Origin of the sequence: Williamsia limnetica (genome assembly GCF_003217475.1) — a bacterium.
GTDB classification, from domain to species: domain Bacteria; phylum Actinomycetota; class Actinomycetes; order Mycobacteriales; family Mycobacteriaceae; genus Williamsia; species Williamsia limnetica.
In genome coordinates, this window is record NZ_QJSP01000025.1 from 39,735 (window position 1) to 54,189 (window position 14,455).

Below are 14,455 nucleotides of genomic sequence, written 5' to 3' on the forward strand. Positions count from 1 at the left end.
CTAAGGTGACCGGGTGAGCCGAGCATCTGGATCTGACGAGTCGCATTCGACCCACAGTCACGGTCACGGCGACGCAGCGAAGCGGAGCTCGCCCCACAGCCATGGCCTGGTCGACGTGGATTTGCATCCGGTGGTGGCGAAGGCTGTGGTCGGCCTGCTGGTGACCAGTGCTCTCGCGGTGATCGCGGGGCTGATCCTGCTCTGGCCGAGCGACCGGGAGCATGACGTACCCGTCATCTTCCAGTCGGCGGGTGGTGGTTCGGTTCAGATCGAATCCGGCCAGGTGGTGGCCCAGGCGACGGCTGACTGCTTGAACCCGCAAGCGGGCAAAGTATTTGCGGGCGACCCTGCGGTGCTGACCGTCAAGAACGGACCCTGCATCCAGAACACGGTGGCGCTGTCCAGTGGTCCGAACGAGGGCGCCAACACCCTCCTCGAGGTCCCGACCAACCGGGTGCAGGCAGGCGTCCAGCAGGACACCGGTAGCGACGAGCTCACGCCCGAACAACTGGCCAAACCGCAAGCCGGTCAACCTGACCTGAGCATCGGCGACGAGATAAAGCTGTCGCGTTCGGCCGGTGTCGACGGCGGCGACACGTACTCGTACTTCGACCACAAACGGTCGACGTCTGTCCTGGTCTGGGCGCTGGTGTTCGTCGCAGCGATCGTGCTGGTGGCGTCGTGGCGCGGATTGCGGTCGGTGATCGGGCTGGTCTTCGCGTTCGTGGTGCTGTTCGGGTTCACCTTGCCTGCGATGCTCGACGGTGAATCGCCGGTGGCTGTGGCGATCGTGTCGTCCGCAGCGATCCTCTTCGTCGTGATCTATCTGGCGCACGGGGTGAGCCTGAGAACCAGTGCAGCACTGCTCGGGACTCTGGTTTCGCTCTTGCTGGCCGGCTTTCTGTCCTGGCTGTCGATCGAGACGATGCACATTTCGGGGCTCGGCCAAGATCAGACGACCAATCTGCAAATTTACAACAACGCGATATCGGTGGACGGTATCTTGTTGGCCGGGTTCATCATCGGCGCTCTCGGTGTGCTCAACGACGTGACGATCACCCAGGCGTCGGCGGTCTTCGAACTCTCCGAGGCAGACGGAGGAAACCGCCTGCAAACCTTCACGGCGGCGATGCGCGTGGGCCGTGACCACATCGCCAGCACCGTGTACACGTTGGTGTTCGCCTATGCAGGCAGCACGTTGCCGCTGCTGCTGCTGTTCTCCGTGTCGGGGCAGTCGTTCTCGACGCTGATCACCACCGACCTGGTGGCGGTCGAACTCGCGCGGTCATTTGTCGGCGGTATAGCGATCGCGTTGTCGGTGCCGTTGACCACTGCAGTGGCAGTGATGTTGACCAGCACGGGCAAGGCAGCTGCGCCGACGCAACGCGAGCCCAGTCCCGGAACTGAGTCTCCCAAGCTCGTATCTCCCCAACCGTCTCCCCAGCCCCGGTCTCCCCAGCCACGGTCCGGTGGCAGGCACTCGCTCCCGGAGTAACTGGTGTTCAGCTCGGATCAGCGACCGTGTTCGTGACCGAACCGATCGAATCGATCGACAGGGTCACCTCGTCGCCCGGTGAGATCCAGCGATTCAGTTCGAGACCGCAACCCATCGGCAAAGTCCCCGAGGTGATCAGTTCACCCGAATGCAAATTCTCGGACTGGCTGGCGTACGCCACCACTTCGCCTGGGGTGTAACGCAGTCCGCGTGTACTCGTCGACGACCAGCGGGTGCCGTTCACGTGTACAGCAGCGCCGAGCTGGTCGATCTTCGGCAGGATCTCATCGGCGGTGACGACCACCGAACCGATGGAGCTGCCGAACGTCTTGGCTTTGACGACGGGCCCGAAAACCCCGCGGCGCTGCTCGTCCCACTGCACGTCGCGGGCGCTGAAATCGTTGAAGACCACGAATCCGCCGATGGCCGCAGCGGCCTTTTCCGGGGTCGCATCGCGCACCGGATGGGCAAGGATCATGCCGAACTCGAGCTCGAAATCCAGTTCGGTGGTGTAGGCCGGCCAGGGCATCGGCTCGCCGTCGCCGATGACGGTCAGGTGGTTTCCCGTGTAGTAGACGGGGTGATCGTAGAACGCGGGTTTTGGGCGTAGCGGTGGAAACACCTTGCGCGTCAGACGTTCATAGGCCCACGCGGGTGGTCGGGCCGCCGGGAGATTGCGATCGAGGAGTCTGTGCGCCGCTTTCACCCAGTGTTCTTCCCAACCGAGAGAGCACCGCAGCGAACTCGGGTAGTAGGGAATCGCGGGGGCGGGCTCATTCGCCACACCGATCCCTTCGGCGGCCGCCCACTCGACCAGCTCGATGATCCGAGCCCGCGAATGGTCGCCGGTCGCGAGCAGGGCCAACAGATTTGCAGGCAGGTGCGACAGTTCGTCGAGCCCACTACGGGCGTCGAGTGCGGCTCGCAGACTGATCCAGCTCTGGGTCGGCTCGTGCAGGATGGCCAATGATGCGGGTTCGGTGAGCCGCCGGATCTTCACCGCGCGAGCTCGCGTTGCAGGGTGCCCGCGTCGGCGAACGCGCGGGCACGTCGGGTGAAGGTCGGCGCGGCGGGCTGCTGCCCGTCCCACAGCCGGAACAGGGTGCTCAGGTTCACCACGATGCGCTCGGGCGATCCCCACTGCGAAAACGGCGCGAAATCTGAACTACGCACCATTTCCCGGGCGGCACGCAATGGTGGTGTCCCGGCAGCGAAGTGTGTTCGGCCTCCCTCTGCGACCCAATGCCAGTAGTCGCGGAGCAACTCGATCTCGGCCCGGCCGCAGATGGGTCCGTGTCCGGGTACGTAGGTCTGCGCGTCGAGGCCCAGCATGTGATCGAGGGCGTCGGTCCAATTCCGCAGGGGCCCATGCCAGATGATCGGGGTGGACCCGATGAACAACAGGTCTCCGCTGAACACCACTCCGGCGTCGGGGAGGTGGATGATGAGGTCTCCCGGGGTGTGAGCGGGACCGAGCGTGCGCAGATGGGTGTCGCGACCACCGACGATGATCGTCTCGGTGATCTCGAAGGTGTGGTCTGGCAGGCGGGGGAGTGTGCGAGGCAGCTCGGCTCCGCCGGTCACCTGACGCATGTAGTGGCCGAGCGCCCCGACCGGTCCGGGCAGAACCCTGGCGGCGGCACCCAGTGCGGAGAATCGCGCCACCGCGCCGGGTGGCGTTTCTTCGGTCATTGCCTCCAGGGACGCGGCGGAGGTGGTGATGCGCGCAGACTGCGGCAGGGTGTCGTTGCCCCACCAGTGGTCACCGTCGGAATGGGTGTTCACCGCTTCGGTGATGGGGACCCCCGCGGTCAGTTCGCTCGCCGCCTGCGCCAAGGTCTCGGCCCGCCGCCGGTCCCACACGGTGTCGATGACCATCGCGGCATCGTCGCCCACCACAAATCCCGTGTTGGCCTGGCCCCAACCGCCGGGGAGATCGATGAAAGCGTATGTATTGCTGTCGATTTGAGTGACCGTGTCGTGCCGAACTGGCATGGGTTCGTCCTTGCGTGAGTTCTACTCGACCCGCCGATCGCATGCGGTGCGATGGGTGGCCGCGGCAACTGCTCACTCTACCGATTGCGGGGCCGGCGCACGCCTGTGTCGGCTACTGCCGGAGCTGCGTACCGCGATCGTGGTGATCAGGCGCTCGAGCGGGCCCCGACCGAACCGATGGATCCAGAACGAGGAGAAGGAGACGGCGACCGCGGTGAACAACAGCCAGGTCCAGAAGTTTTGCCAGGGGTATCCGCCGGAGGTGCCGCGTTCGGTCACCGAACACAGCGCGAAGATGGCGACGACATGGGCGCTGTACACGGTCAGTGCCATGGTGCCGGTCGCTTGCAGTGGGTAGTTCCACGGCGCCGGCCGAGGGCACACGATCAGGCAGAGTCCGATGACGACCATGCTGATACCGGCGGAACCGAACACATCGAACGGAGTGCCCGAATGGGCGTCCGCTCCGAGGAGTCCGAGCAGATCCGACCAGGTCCAGCGGAAACCTCTGCCCGGATTGTCGTAGGGCGCGAAGAACTTGGACGGCGGGTCGAACTGCCGATCCGGGTCGACGGTGTTCTGCAGCCCGACCAGCGCGGCGGACAGCAGATACGCCGCGGCGGCAAGACCCGCACCGACCCCGACCATCCGCCGAGCGACCGTGGGGGAGCGTAGGTCGAGTCGGCCGAGGCCGAGGCCGAGCAGCAGATACGCGGACCAGATCAGCGCCGGGTAGCCGCCGTTGATGAGGATGTCGGACAGCGCGTTGTACGGAGACCCCCAGGCGCCGATCGCGGCGTGCAGGGGTGGGACGGCAACGGGCATCACAACGGCCAGCACTCCGGCCGCGATGAACAGGGTTCGCGGTGGCACCTGGAGCAGCGGCAGTGCGAGTACGAACAGGAAGCTGTACATCACCAGGATCACCAGGATCGGGGTACCGAGCATCTGCAGGAGTCCGCCGAGAAGAAAGATGCAGCAGGCCCGCACGAGGAGTTGATGTCTGGCGATCACCAGTTGATCCGGTGTCTGCGGCCGGGTGCCGCCGGTGACGAGTGCGATCGAGACGCCGGCCAGCACTGCGAACGTGACGGCGGAATGCCCCTGGACCAGTGATCCATAGGTGGAGGGCTCGGTCCAGCGCAGGTCGTCGAGGTCGAAGATGTGCGCCGCGAACATGCCGAGGACCGCAAGTGCCCTGGCGATGTCGACGCCTGGGATCCGTGTCGTTCGATCGACCTTCATCGGTTCATCTTCGCTCAAGCACCTGTTAGCGTCCGAACCACAGTGATCGGCGACGAACAACGCGAACGGAAACCGATGAGTACCAGCGACGCCCAGGACATCGCCGACCTCAAACGAGAGGTGCGGCGGCAAGGCGAACTGATCGACGATCTCTACCGCAGGCTCGGTGCTGCGGCGCCGACTGCTGGGCCTTCTGCGGCTGTTCCCGATGAGATCACCGATGCGCTGCGTGCGGGGAAGCTCCCGATCGCGATGAAGTTGTGGCACGAGCGCAACGGTGGAAGTCTCTCGGACGCCAAGAAGCAGGTCGAGGAGTACGCCCGCTCCCTGGGGCTCTAGAGCACCGCGGCCGTCATGACACCGCGACGGACTCGTCCACTGTCGACGATGGCTCGGCGGCGCCGGCCGGTGTACGCCGCGACGCCGCGAACGACAGCGCGACCCCGATCGCAGCCCAGCAGATGAGCACGATCAGTGCTGCTCCGCCGCCGTGTCCGCCGAAGAATGCCAGCGACCGGAGCAGCGTCCCGGACGCGCCGGGAGGCAACAGTTGTCCGAGTTCAGCCCATCCTGACGGCAGCCAGTAGGCGCTGGAGGCGATGCCCGACAGCGGGTTGCCGACGATCATCATGGTCAGCACCCCGACTCCGAACCCCGCCATCCCGAGCAGTCCGGTCAGGCCGATGAGCGTGAGGCTGATCGCGGACATCCCCAGCGCGATCCCGAGTGACACCAGGACGATGTTGTCGTCGATGGTCCCGAGCCCGAAGTGCAGCACCGCGCCGAGGGCGAAGCCGGTGATGATCGCGAATCCGAGCGCGGCGCCGGCCTGCTGAAGTGGCTTACGCGGCAGCAGTCGGGCAAGAACCACCGCCGGGATGATGCCGCCGATCACCAGCGGCAGTGCGAGTCCGGAAATACCAGCGGCCTGCGGGTCGGCGGCGGTGGTCGGAACCACGTCTTCGACCGAGACCTCCGTTCCGGTCTGCGCCGACATGGCGGTCGCGATGCCGCGCAGGGTCTGGGCGATCGGTGCGCCGCCCGCCGAGGTCACCATCACGGTGGATCCCTCGGCGGTGGTGGAGAAGGCGCCGACGATCTCGCGGTTCTCGATCGCCGTCCGCAGTTCGCCGGCTGAGCCGTAGCTGCGGAACTCGAAGTCGCCGGGCGCAGCGGTTGCCAGGGTCTGCTGGATCGAAGCCGAGGCCTGCGGTGGACCTGCGATTCCGACGGGCAGGTCGTGGGCCCCCGAATGCTTGGCAGGCAGCACGAAGGCGAGGGAGATCAGCACCACCACAGCGGCGAGGCCGAACAGGGCGCCGAGAACTTTGCGGTTCATGGAAGTCTCCTGGTGACTATAAGTGGAGGATTATCCTCCATATCTATGTGGAGGATAATCCTCCGTATAGTGTGTGCTGTCAAGTGCAGGAGCCACGCAACGGAAGGACGTACGAGTGAGGGCTGATGCCGAGGAACGGCGCACGCGACTGATCGTCGCCGGCCGTGATCTGTTCGCAGATCGAGGCTACGACGTCCCACTCGAAGCAGTGGCCGAGGCTGCCGGCGTCGGGATCGCGACGCTGTACCGCAACTTTCCGACCCGACTCGACCTCAAACTCGCCATCCTCGCCGACGGCCTCCAGCGCAGTCGCAAGATCCTGGACGAACTGCTGGTGCAGGTCGATGACGATCCGGACGATGCGATGGCTCGCTTGACCCGGATGTTCGTGTCGCTGCAACTCGGCGCCCTGATCCCGATCATCGTCCGAGATCAGGAGCTGATCCCCCGAGAGCTGATCGACGCACGCAGAGGCAACCTCGCCAGCGTTGGCCAGATCCTGGATCGGGCGAAGGCGAAAGGTGTTGTTCGTGAGTCTGTTACCGCACGCGACTTCTTCGCCGGGGTCGCACTCATCACCCGTCCGATGCCCGCCCTGATCGCTGACCCGATGATGGACGGGACCGTCACGGGAGACGAACTCACCGACCGGGTGCTGTCCATCTTCGTGGCAGGTCTGCGGCCGTCACGGTAGTCGATAGCCCATGCCGCGGACGGTTTCGAACCGCTGGGCCCCGAGCTTGCGGCGCAGCGAGCGCACGTTCACGTCGACGACGTTGGAGCCCGGGTCGAAGTCGTACCCCCACACGCCGGACAGGATCTGCTCCCTGGACAGAACTTGTCCTCGATGTCGCAAGAACAACTCGAGCAGGACGAACTCCCGGGCGGTGAGGTCCACCGGTCCACCGGCGGTACTCACCCGGCGGGTGTGGATGTCGAGGGAGAGGTCGCCGGCGGTGAGGACGGTGACCTCGGTGTGACGCTCCTCGGTGCGCAGGCGCAGCCGGATGCGGGCGAGTAACTCCTCGAACCGAAACGGCTTGGTCATGTAGTCGTCGGCGCCACCCTCGAGTCCGGTCACCGTGTCCCGCACCGAGTCACGAGCCGTGAGGATGATGACCGGGGTGCGGACACCGGAGCCGCGCAATTCGTCCAAGACCGAGAAACCGTCGCGGTCGGGCAAGCCGATGTCGAGGATGATCATGTCGAACTCCGCCCCGGCGGCGTAGTCGATGGCCGATGCCCCGTCGCCCACGACCGTGGTGGTGAAGCCTTTCGCCCGTAGTCCCTTCTGGATGAACGAGGCGATGCGTTCAGAATCCTCGACGATCAGGATGCGGTTCATCGTGGCAACTCGATTCCGAAAGTAGATCCGGCACCTTGCTTGTCCATCAGGATGGCGCGTCCGCCGTGGGCTTCGGCGATGGCTTTCACGATGGCCAAACCCAGCCCCGCGCCCTCGCCCGTGTAGCCCGATCCGCGTGAGAAGCGCTCCCAGATCTTCTCGGCGTCGGCGGGGCTGACGCCGGACCCGGTGTCAGCGACCCAGAAGGTCACCACGTGGTCGTCGACCGCCGATCCCAGTTCGATCCGGTCACCGTCGCGAGTGTGCCGAACGGCGTTGTGCGCCAATTGCACCAGCGCTTGGGTGACTCGTTGTGCGTCGACCCGGACGATATCGGTACTGGTCGAGTCGACACTCCAGGATCGGTTGCCCAACTGTTCGACCTTCCGATAGATGTCGCTGGTGAGGTCGGCGAGCGCCACCGGCCCTGGCCGGACGAAGTCCGGTCTACGCGCTTTGGCGAGCAACAGCAGATCGTCGACCATCCGGGTCATCCTCGCCAGCTCGTCGGTGACCAGGCGCAGTGTCTCATCCCGATCGGCGGGGTCGTCGCCCATCACATCGAGGTGACCTTGGACGATGGTGATCGGGGTGCGCAATTCGTGGCCTGCGTCGTCGAGAAATTGCCGTTGGGTGGCGAATGCGTCGTCGAGTCGGTCCAGCATCGAGTTGAATGTCTCTGCCAGTTCGCCGATGTCGTCCCGGCGCTGCACCGGGATGCGCTGGGTCAGGTCATGCGCGCTGATCTCGGCGGCGGCCTTGCGGACCGTACGGACCGGGGCGAGGATCTGACCGGCGACGACCCAGCCGACACCCGCGATCAGCAGCAGTGCCAGCAGCGCCGCCCAGGCGGCCGTCGTCATGATCGACGCCACCTCGTCGCGAGCCGGTTGGGTGAAGTACCCGATGAGTAGGTGGCCGCTACTGCCGTTGGTCGAGGTCACGGGAACTTTCGCCCAGCGCATCTCGCCGGCGGGAGTACCGGTGTTGCCCCACGACGATGCCGATGCGTTGACACCTGCGAGCAAACCGGCGTCATCCTGCACTGCGTAGGGAGGACGCGCTTCTGCTTTGTAGAACGGGAACTCGGAACGGGCGTTGTCGACACCGAGCAGGATCTCGTCCTCATCGGGCACCTGACGCGAGAGATACACCTCGAACAACTCGGCGACGTTGTCGAACTTCCGTCCGGTCGCCGGATCGATCCCTGTTCTGGCGAACTCGCCGAACTCTTCGGTTTCTTGGGTGAGTGCTGCATTGGTGTCTGTGTCGACGTTCTCCAGCAAGATGGTGCGCACCAGGACCCCGACGAACAGCAGGGTCAGCACGGTCAGCAACAGCAACCACCCGAGGATCCGGACGCGCGCAGAGACGCGGCCCGGTCGACGCGGTGTGCTGCTGCGGGAGAAGAGCTTCGGCACAGGAGAGATCACTCAGTCGTCGAGATCGGTGTCGTCCGGCCCATTGTCATCGAGATCATCATCCCAGTCGTTGTCGTCGACGCCGTCATCCTGGTCGTTCCAGTCGTCGTCGTGGTTGTCACCGACGTGGTCGTCCCAGTCATCGTCGTCGGTGACACCCGGCGCCGGGGGAACCGGGTTGCCGGGCTGAGGGGGCGGCGGTGCGATCGTTGTCGGTGGTTCGGCGGGTGCGGTGGTGGCGACCTCGCCGATCTGGATACGGCTGGGCACGTCAGGCCCCTGGGAGGAGTCGGCGAACCCGTAGCTGGCGGTGAAGACGAGCGCGGAGCCAGCGACTGCGGCGGCGGCCATTCCGATCTTTGTTTTCGTGTTCATGCGTCAACTATCGGAGCCCATACCTACGCTGGTGATGAAGGCAAGATGAAGGATTTTTCATCTTCTTGTCACCGTCGCCGAGGCGCCGAAAGTTGTAAGTTCATCCCATGACGAACATCGTTGTCCCTCAGTCTTTCCCCGATCAGCTGCGTAATGCGGTGCGCGCCGGGCTCATCGCGAGCGCGATCGTCGGCATCATCATCGGCATCGTGGCCCTGATCTGGCCGGAGCCGACGCTTGTGGTGGTCGCCGTCCTCTTCGGAATCACGTTGATCTTCACCGGTATCTACCGCCTGACCATGGCTTTCTCGGCGAAGCTGCTGCCGACCGGGATCAGGGTTTTTCTCGGTCTGATGGGTGCGATCATCCTGATCGCCGGCATCGTGTGCCTGTTCAACCCGGGTGAGTCGCTGGTCCTGCTGGCGATCCTGATCGGTGTCGGCTGGATCTTCCAGGGCATCCAAGAGGTCGCTGCCGGGCTGGCAGGCGCGCACTACGCGCCGAAGTGGTTCCTCATCGGATCAGGCGCGTTCTCGATCGTCGCAGGCATCATCGTGCTGTTCCTGCCGGGCGCTGCGATCGCCACCTTCCTGATCGTGGGAGCGATCCTGCTGGTGGTTGTCAGCGTCATCACGCTGTTCACCCTGCCGCGGGCGGCAGAGGTACCTCAGTAACCCTGCGCCCAACCACGCACGTTGGACACGTACTCCATCGAGTTGTTGTAGCGGAGTACTGCGGTGACCTGCTGAGCGGGATCGCGGAGGTCGAGGTTGCCGTCGCAGAGGTAGCGGCCGGTGGTCAGTGCGGCGTCGAAGAGGTTCTGCGGATCGGCGACACCGTCGCCGTTACCGTCTTCGGCGTAGTGCTTCCAGGTCGAGGGCAGAAACTGCATCGGGCCGACAGCGCGGTCGAAGTTGGGGTCGCCGTCGAGAGCGCCACCGTCGGTGTCGTGGATGACGTTGTTGCCCGCCAGGCTGCCGTCGAGGACGGGTCCGAGAATCGGGATCTCGAGCTCGCCCGTGCCATCGGCCTTGCCATTGTTGGCGTGCGTCGACTCGACGCGGCCGATGCCCGCGATCAGTTGCCACGAGATGCCGCAGCCGGGGAGTTCCTGGGCCAGCTTGGAGCCGGCGGCGTGATAGGCCTCCCAGTTGATCTTGGGGATCGCGCCGGTGGCGACGCTTGCCGGCACTGCCTCAGGGGCTGCCGACGGTGCCGGTACGGCCGGTGCGGGGGCGGCGACGACGGGCTGCGCGGTGACCGGCGCGGCGGCGGGCGCGGGCTCGGGGGAGGCGTCCGTGGTCGCGGGCGCGCGGTCTGCGACCTGACTGGTCGGGCTCTCGGTCAGCTGATGACCGGCTTCCGCGGTGGCTGCCGCCGCTACGAGCCCGATGGGGACGAGCGCGACCAGTGCGAACGGTGAGCGCGACTTTCTCTTGGGGGCTGAGTGCTTACCCACGGCGGATACCTCCTGTTTCAGGGCATGGTGCCCCTGTGATCGGCGCCGACGCTACACGAAATCCGGACGCGACCGTTACCGTTCCGTGACCAGCCGGGGCACTCTCCTCGGGGCCGCCTTCGGGCCGTGCAGGTCAGTGGTTCGCAGAGCTAAAAGTGTGATCTCAGCCATACCGATGCACGGCAGGCTCATCGACCGTCGTCGCCCGACGTCGATTTCTGTACCCGCAGTATGGGGAGCCCACGTAGATTCATGACGGTGAAGAGCTACCCGGAGCCGGCGCCAGGGCTCACGTTGCGCATGCTGGAGTCGAATGACGACATCGTTTCGCTCGTTGGGCTGTTCGACCAGATCTGGCGACCAGATCCCGGCAATCGGCCGGTCAGCACCGACATGGTGCGGGCGCTGATTCACGCAGGCAACTATGTCAGCGGTGCCTACCTCGATGATGTGCTGGTGGGTGGCAGCGTCGCATTCTTCGCAGCCCCGGCCGGTCGGGTACTGCACAGCCACATCACGGGAGTGGGAGATCGCGGCCGTGGACGGAGCGTGGGTTTCGCGCTGAAGCTCCATCAGCGGGATTGGGCTCTGGCGCAGGGGCTTTCGGAGATCACATGGACGTTTGACCCGTTGGTTGCCCGCAACGCCCATTTCAACCTGGCGAAACTGGGTGCGGCTCCCGTCGCCTACCACGTCGACTTCTACGGAGACGTCGGCGACGAGATCGGAGGCGGTGATGAGAGCGATCGGTTGCTGGTGTCGTGGTCACTCGGTGATCTACGGTCCCCGGCGGCCCCCGATGCCGGATCGGTCAGCGACGCGGTGACCGCAATCGATACCTCTGATCCGGCAGACCCGCGCGCGACTATCGGAGACCTAGGGGACGCGGAGGTGGTGCTGGTACCCGTCCCCCATGACATCGAGGCCATGCGCCGCGACGATCCTGCGGCGGCCTCACGGTGGCGAATTGCACTGCGCGAGGCGATGTCAGAGCTCGTCGGCGAAGGTGGCAGGCGGGTGGCGTTCGATCGATCGGGTCACTACGTCTTCACGACGGCGAAACGATCATGAAGATCACCGGAGTCGAGTTGCGGCTCGTCGACCTGCCGCTGGTCTCACCGTTTCAGACCTCCTTCGGCGTCGAACTTTCCAGGAACGCATTGCTGGTGCGCGTGGCGACCGCGGATGCCGAGGGATGGGGTGAGTGCGTCGCCATCGACGATCCGATCTACTCGTCCGAATACGCCGGTGGCGCAATCGATGTCCTCAAGAAGTTCCTTGTTCCAGCGATACTGTCGCCCGGTGAGGTGATGGCGGTCGAGGTGGCGCCACTGGTCGAGAAGTTCAAAGGTCATCGAATGGCCAAGGCTGCCTTGGAGACCGCGGTCCTCGACGCCGAGCTGAGAAGTGCGGGCTTGCCCTTGTCGGGGTATCTGGGCGGAGTGCGCACCACGGTGCCAGTCGGTGTGTCGGTAGGGATCACCGACAGCGTCGGTGGGCTCCTCGACACAGTGCAGGCTTATCTCGACGAGGGGTACGGGCGCATCAAGCTCAAGATCCAACCGGGCTGGGACCTCGAGCCGACGCGGGCGGTCCGCGAGCGTTACGGCGACGACCTCATGTTGCAGGTGGACGCGAACACCGCCTACGGGCCGACAGACCTGCCACACCTGGCCAAGCTCGACCCCTTCGACCTGCTCCTCATCGAGCAGCCGTTCGACGAGGAAGACCTGCGTACGCATGCCCGTCTGCGGGAGATGTCCACCACGCCCGTGTGCCTCGATGAGTCGATCCTGTCCGCACGATCCACCGTCGACGCCCTGGCTGTCGGGGCCTGCGACATCGTCAACATCAAACCCGGAAGGGTCGGCGGATATCTCGAAGCCCGCCGGATCCACGACGTCTGTGTGGCCCATGGCATCCCGGTGTGGTGTGGCGGCATGCTCGAAACCGGTCTCGGTCGCGCCGCAAACCTCGCTCTCGCAGCGTTGCCGGGATTCACCCTCCCGGGGGACATCTCGTCGTCCGCGCGCTACTTCGACCGCGATCTGACCGAGCAGTTTGTGGCCGAGGGCGGGATGATGGCGGTGCCCACCGGTCCTGGGATCGGGATAGACCCCGATCCGCAGGCCCTCGCCGACCTGACGACCTGGAGTGAGTGGATCACATCGTGATCCACTCTGCGCCCGCGGTGGCTGCGTCAGGCAGCAGGTGGGCCGCTGGGTACCAACAAGTGGATGGATGATCGAAGGCATTGCAGCAGAGATGTTTCCGGGTGCGATACCCAGTACTCATGACCGGTCATGATGGCGGCGGTGGTCGAGTGCGCGAAAGCGATTGCGAACAATTCGTCGTCGCGCCAGAGACCTCGACAGCGGATGAAATCGGCAACGGCCTCGCGCCACTGCCGGTACAGCACCGACGCATGGGACTGCACCGCGGGCACGGTCAGGACCAATTGCGTTCGGTGCCGGGCCCATTCCTCGTCGCCGGGTCTGAAGGCGAGGGCGGAGATGATCGCGGCCTCGACGACGTCGCGCGCCGGGGCGGTCCCGTCGTCGGCGGCCAGAAATGCGGTGAGCCGGCGAAACTCGGCGTCTGACTCGACCCACAGCACGTCGGCCTTTGTCGCGAAATAGCGAAAGAATGTGCGGCGACTGACTCCGACCGCCGTGGCGATGTCCTCCACGCTCGTCTCCTCGAACCCCCGCTCGACGAACAACTTCTGGGCCGCGGCGGCCAGTTGGTGCGCGCTCGTCGCAGCGGGACGGCCGCCTCGATCAACTGTATCGGTCACCCCGGCGTGGACCTCCCCGTCTGCCATCTGGCTATCGTCCCACCTTCGCCGGTCGTTGTGCAGGTTCGCCCGAAAATCGACCCTGGTGTTCTGGCACTAGGTGACATAACCTCGGAGGTGAGAGCTGGGTCACAATGAACAGGAGTGGTCGACATGGGAAAACTGGAGGGCAAAGTCGCCTTCATCACCGGTGCCGCACGAGGTCAGGGGCGTAGTCACGCCATTCGGCTCGCGCAGGAGGGCGCCGACATCATTGCGGTGGACACCGCCAAGCAAGTCGCAACCGTGCCCTACGACACCGCCACCGCCGCGGACCTTGAGCAGACGGTGAAAGAGGTGGAGGCACTCGATCGCAGGATCGTGGCGTCAGAGGTCGACGTCCGTGATCTGGCTGGCCTGAAGAAGGCAGCCGATGACGGAGTCGCCCAACTCGGCCGCCTCGACATCGTGCTCGCGAACGCCGGCATCAGCACCATGTGTCCGACGCTCGAGATGGAAGAAGAGCAATGGCAGACGATGATCGACATCAACCTCACGGGAGTCTGGAAAACGGTTCGGGCCGCCGCCCCGCATATCGTCTCGGGTGGTCGTGGAGGCGCGATCGTGCTCACGAGCTCGTTGGCCTCGATGTGGGCGAATGAGAACATCGCCCACTATTCCGCTGCCAAGGCCGGATTGGTCGGCTTCATGCAGGTGCTGGCTAAAGAGCTCGCACCTGCGAGCATTCGCGTCAACACCGTGCATCCGACCACTGTCGCGACGCCGATGATCCTCAATGACGCCACGTATCAACTGTTCCGTCCCGACCTCGAAAAACCGACCCGAGAAGAGTTCGAGGTCGCCGCTAGAGAACTCAACGCCCTGCCCATCCCGATGGTCGAAGCGGTCGACATCTCCAACGCGGTGCTCTACCTGGTTTCTGATGACGGTCGTTATGTGACCGGGACCACGCATGTCGTCGACGCGGGTGGAAGACTCTAGGGC

At 65.0% G+C, this 14,455-nt stretch carries 16 protein-coding genes; 7 read left to right on the top strand and 9 right to left on the bottom strand.

Features of this window, described 5'->3' with window-relative positions:
* Positions 1 to 13: 13 nt before the first annotated feature.
* Positions 14 to 1,495, top strand: a complete 1,482-nt coding sequence (locus tag DFR67_RS27755) for a YibE/F family protein (RefSeq protein WP_170135292.1) — start codon at positions 14 to 16, stop codon at positions 1,493 to 1,495.
* Between the two features lie 7 nt (positions 1,496 to 1,502).
* Here the strand turns inward: DFR67_RS27755 and DFR67_RS27760 are convergent, their stop codons facing one another.
* The 3 genes from DFR67_RS27760 to DFR67_RS27770 form a co-directional block, all read right to left on the bottom strand.
* Positions 1,503 to 2,495: a fumarylacetoacetate hydrolase family protein gene (locus DFR67_RS27760; protein WP_158540055.1), complete on the bottom strand. Its 993-nt coding sequence runs from the start codon at positions 2,493 to 2,495 to the stop codon at positions 1,503 to 1,505.
* Positions 2,492 to 3,490: an MBL fold metallo-hydrolase gene (locus DFR67_RS27765; protein ID WP_110472684.1), complete on the bottom strand. Its 999-nt coding sequence runs from the start codon at positions 3,488 to 3,490 to the stop codon at positions 2,492 to 2,494. Before DFR67_RS27765 ends, DFR67_RS27760 begins: the two co-directional genes overlap by 4 nt.
* A gap of 72 nt (positions 3,491 to 3,562) precedes the next feature.
* On the bottom strand, positions 3,563 to 4,735 hold the full coding sequence (locus DFR67_RS27770; protein WP_146240555.1) for a DUF418 domain-containing protein: 1,173 nt from the start codon (positions 4,733 to 4,735) through the stop codon (positions 3,563 to 3,565).
* Between the two features lie 75 nt (positions 4,736 to 4,810).
* Between DFR67_RS27770 and DFR67_RS27775 the strand changes: the two genes are divergently transcribed.
* Entirely contained in the window at positions 4,811 to 5,074 is a 264-nt protein-coding gene (locus DFR67_RS27775) for a hypothetical protein (protein ID WP_146240556.1), read from the top strand.
* A gap of 13 nt (positions 5,075 to 5,087) precedes the next feature.
* On the opposite strand, the gene DFR67_RS27780 is transcribed toward DFR67_RS27775, so the two are convergent.
* Entirely contained in the window at positions 5,088 to 6,074 is a 987-nt protein-coding gene (locus tag DFR67_RS27780; RefSeq protein ID WP_110472687.1) for an ABC transporter permease, read from the bottom strand.
* Between the two features lie 115 nt (positions 6,075 to 6,189).
* Between DFR67_RS27780 and DFR67_RS27785 the strand changes: the two genes are divergently transcribed.
* Positions 6,190 to 6,768 (top strand): TetR/AcrR family transcriptional regulator, encoded by a 579-nt coding sequence (locus DFR67_RS27785; protein ID WP_158540056.1) that lies wholly within the window; start codon positions 6,190 to 6,192, stop codon positions 6,766 to 6,768.
* Here DFR67_RS27785 and DFR67_RS27790 read toward each other — a convergent pair.
* Genes DFR67_RS27790 through DFR67_RS27800 form a run of 3 tightly spaced genes read right to left on the bottom strand, consistent with a single transcriptional unit; the run spans position 6,760 to position 9,215 of the window.
* The gene (locus tag DFR67_RS27790; protein ID WP_110472689.1) at positions 6,760 to 7,419 is read right to left on the bottom strand and encodes a response regulator transcription factor; all 660 of its coding nucleotides are present in this window, start codon (positions 7,417 to 7,419) and stop codon (positions 6,760 to 6,762) included. The two genes, DFR67_RS27785 and DFR67_RS27790, sit on opposite strands and share 9 nt — an antisense overlap.
* Positions 7,416 to 8,840, bottom strand: coding sequence for a sensor histidine kinase (locus DFR67_RS27795; protein WP_110472718.1), 1,425 nt, complete (start codon positions 8,838 to 8,840; stop codon positions 7,416 to 7,418). The genes DFR67_RS27790 and DFR67_RS27795 overlap by 4 nt, the downstream gene beginning before the upstream one ends.
* 12 nt (positions 8,841 to 8,852) lie before the next feature.
* A complete protein-coding gene (locus DFR67_RS27800; RefSeq protein ID WP_110472690.1) occupies positions 8,853 to 9,215 on the bottom strand; it encodes a hypothetical protein in 363 nt (120 codons plus the stop codon).
* Positions 9,216 to 9,322: 107 nt separating this feature from the next.
* On the opposite strand from DFR67_RS27800, the gene DFR67_RS27805 reads away from it, so the two are divergent.
* Positions 9,323 to 9,889 (top strand): HdeD family acid-resistance protein, encoded by a 567-nt coding sequence (locus DFR67_RS27805; RefSeq protein ID WP_110472691.1) that lies wholly within the window; start codon positions 9,323 to 9,325, stop codon positions 9,887 to 9,889.
* Here DFR67_RS27805 and DFR67_RS27810 read toward each other — a convergent pair.
* Positions 9,883 to 10,674, bottom strand: coding sequence for a lytic transglycosylase domain-containing protein (locus DFR67_RS27810; protein WP_110472692.1), 792 nt, complete (start codon positions 10,672 to 10,674; stop codon positions 9,883 to 9,885). The two genes, DFR67_RS27805 and DFR67_RS27810, sit on opposite strands and share 7 nt — an antisense overlap.
* A 252-nt stretch (positions 10,675 to 10,926) precedes the next feature.
* Here DFR67_RS27810 and DFR67_RS27815 point away from each other — a divergent pair, with 252 nt between their 5' ends.
* Both DFR67_RS27815 and menC read left to right on the top strand, forming a co-directional pair.
* Entirely contained in the window at positions 10,927 to 11,745 is an 819-nt protein-coding gene (locus DFR67_RS27815) for a GNAT family N-acetyltransferase (protein ID WP_110472693.1), read from the top strand.
* Entirely contained in the window at positions 11,742 to 12,848 is a 1,107-nt protein-coding gene (gene menC, locus DFR67_RS27820) for an o-succinylbenzoate synthase (RefSeq protein ID WP_110472694.1), read from the top strand. Before DFR67_RS27815 ends, menC begins: the two co-directional genes overlap by 4 nt.
* Positions 12,849 to 12,874: 26 nt before the next feature.
* On the opposite strand, the gene DFR67_RS27825 is transcribed toward menC, so the two are convergent.
* Entirely contained in the window at positions 12,875 to 13,498 is a 624-nt protein-coding gene (locus DFR67_RS27825) for an acyl-CoA-like ligand-binding transcription factor (protein ID WP_110472695.1), read from the bottom strand.
* Positions 13,499 to 13,624: 126 nt separating this feature from the next.
* On the opposite strand from DFR67_RS27825, the gene DFR67_RS27830 reads away from it, so the two are divergent.
* Entirely contained in the window at positions 13,625 to 14,452 is an 828-nt protein-coding gene (locus tag DFR67_RS27830; RefSeq protein WP_110472696.1) for a mycofactocin-coupled SDR family oxidoreductase, read from the top strand.
* Positions 14,453 to 14,455: the final 3 nt, after the last annotated feature.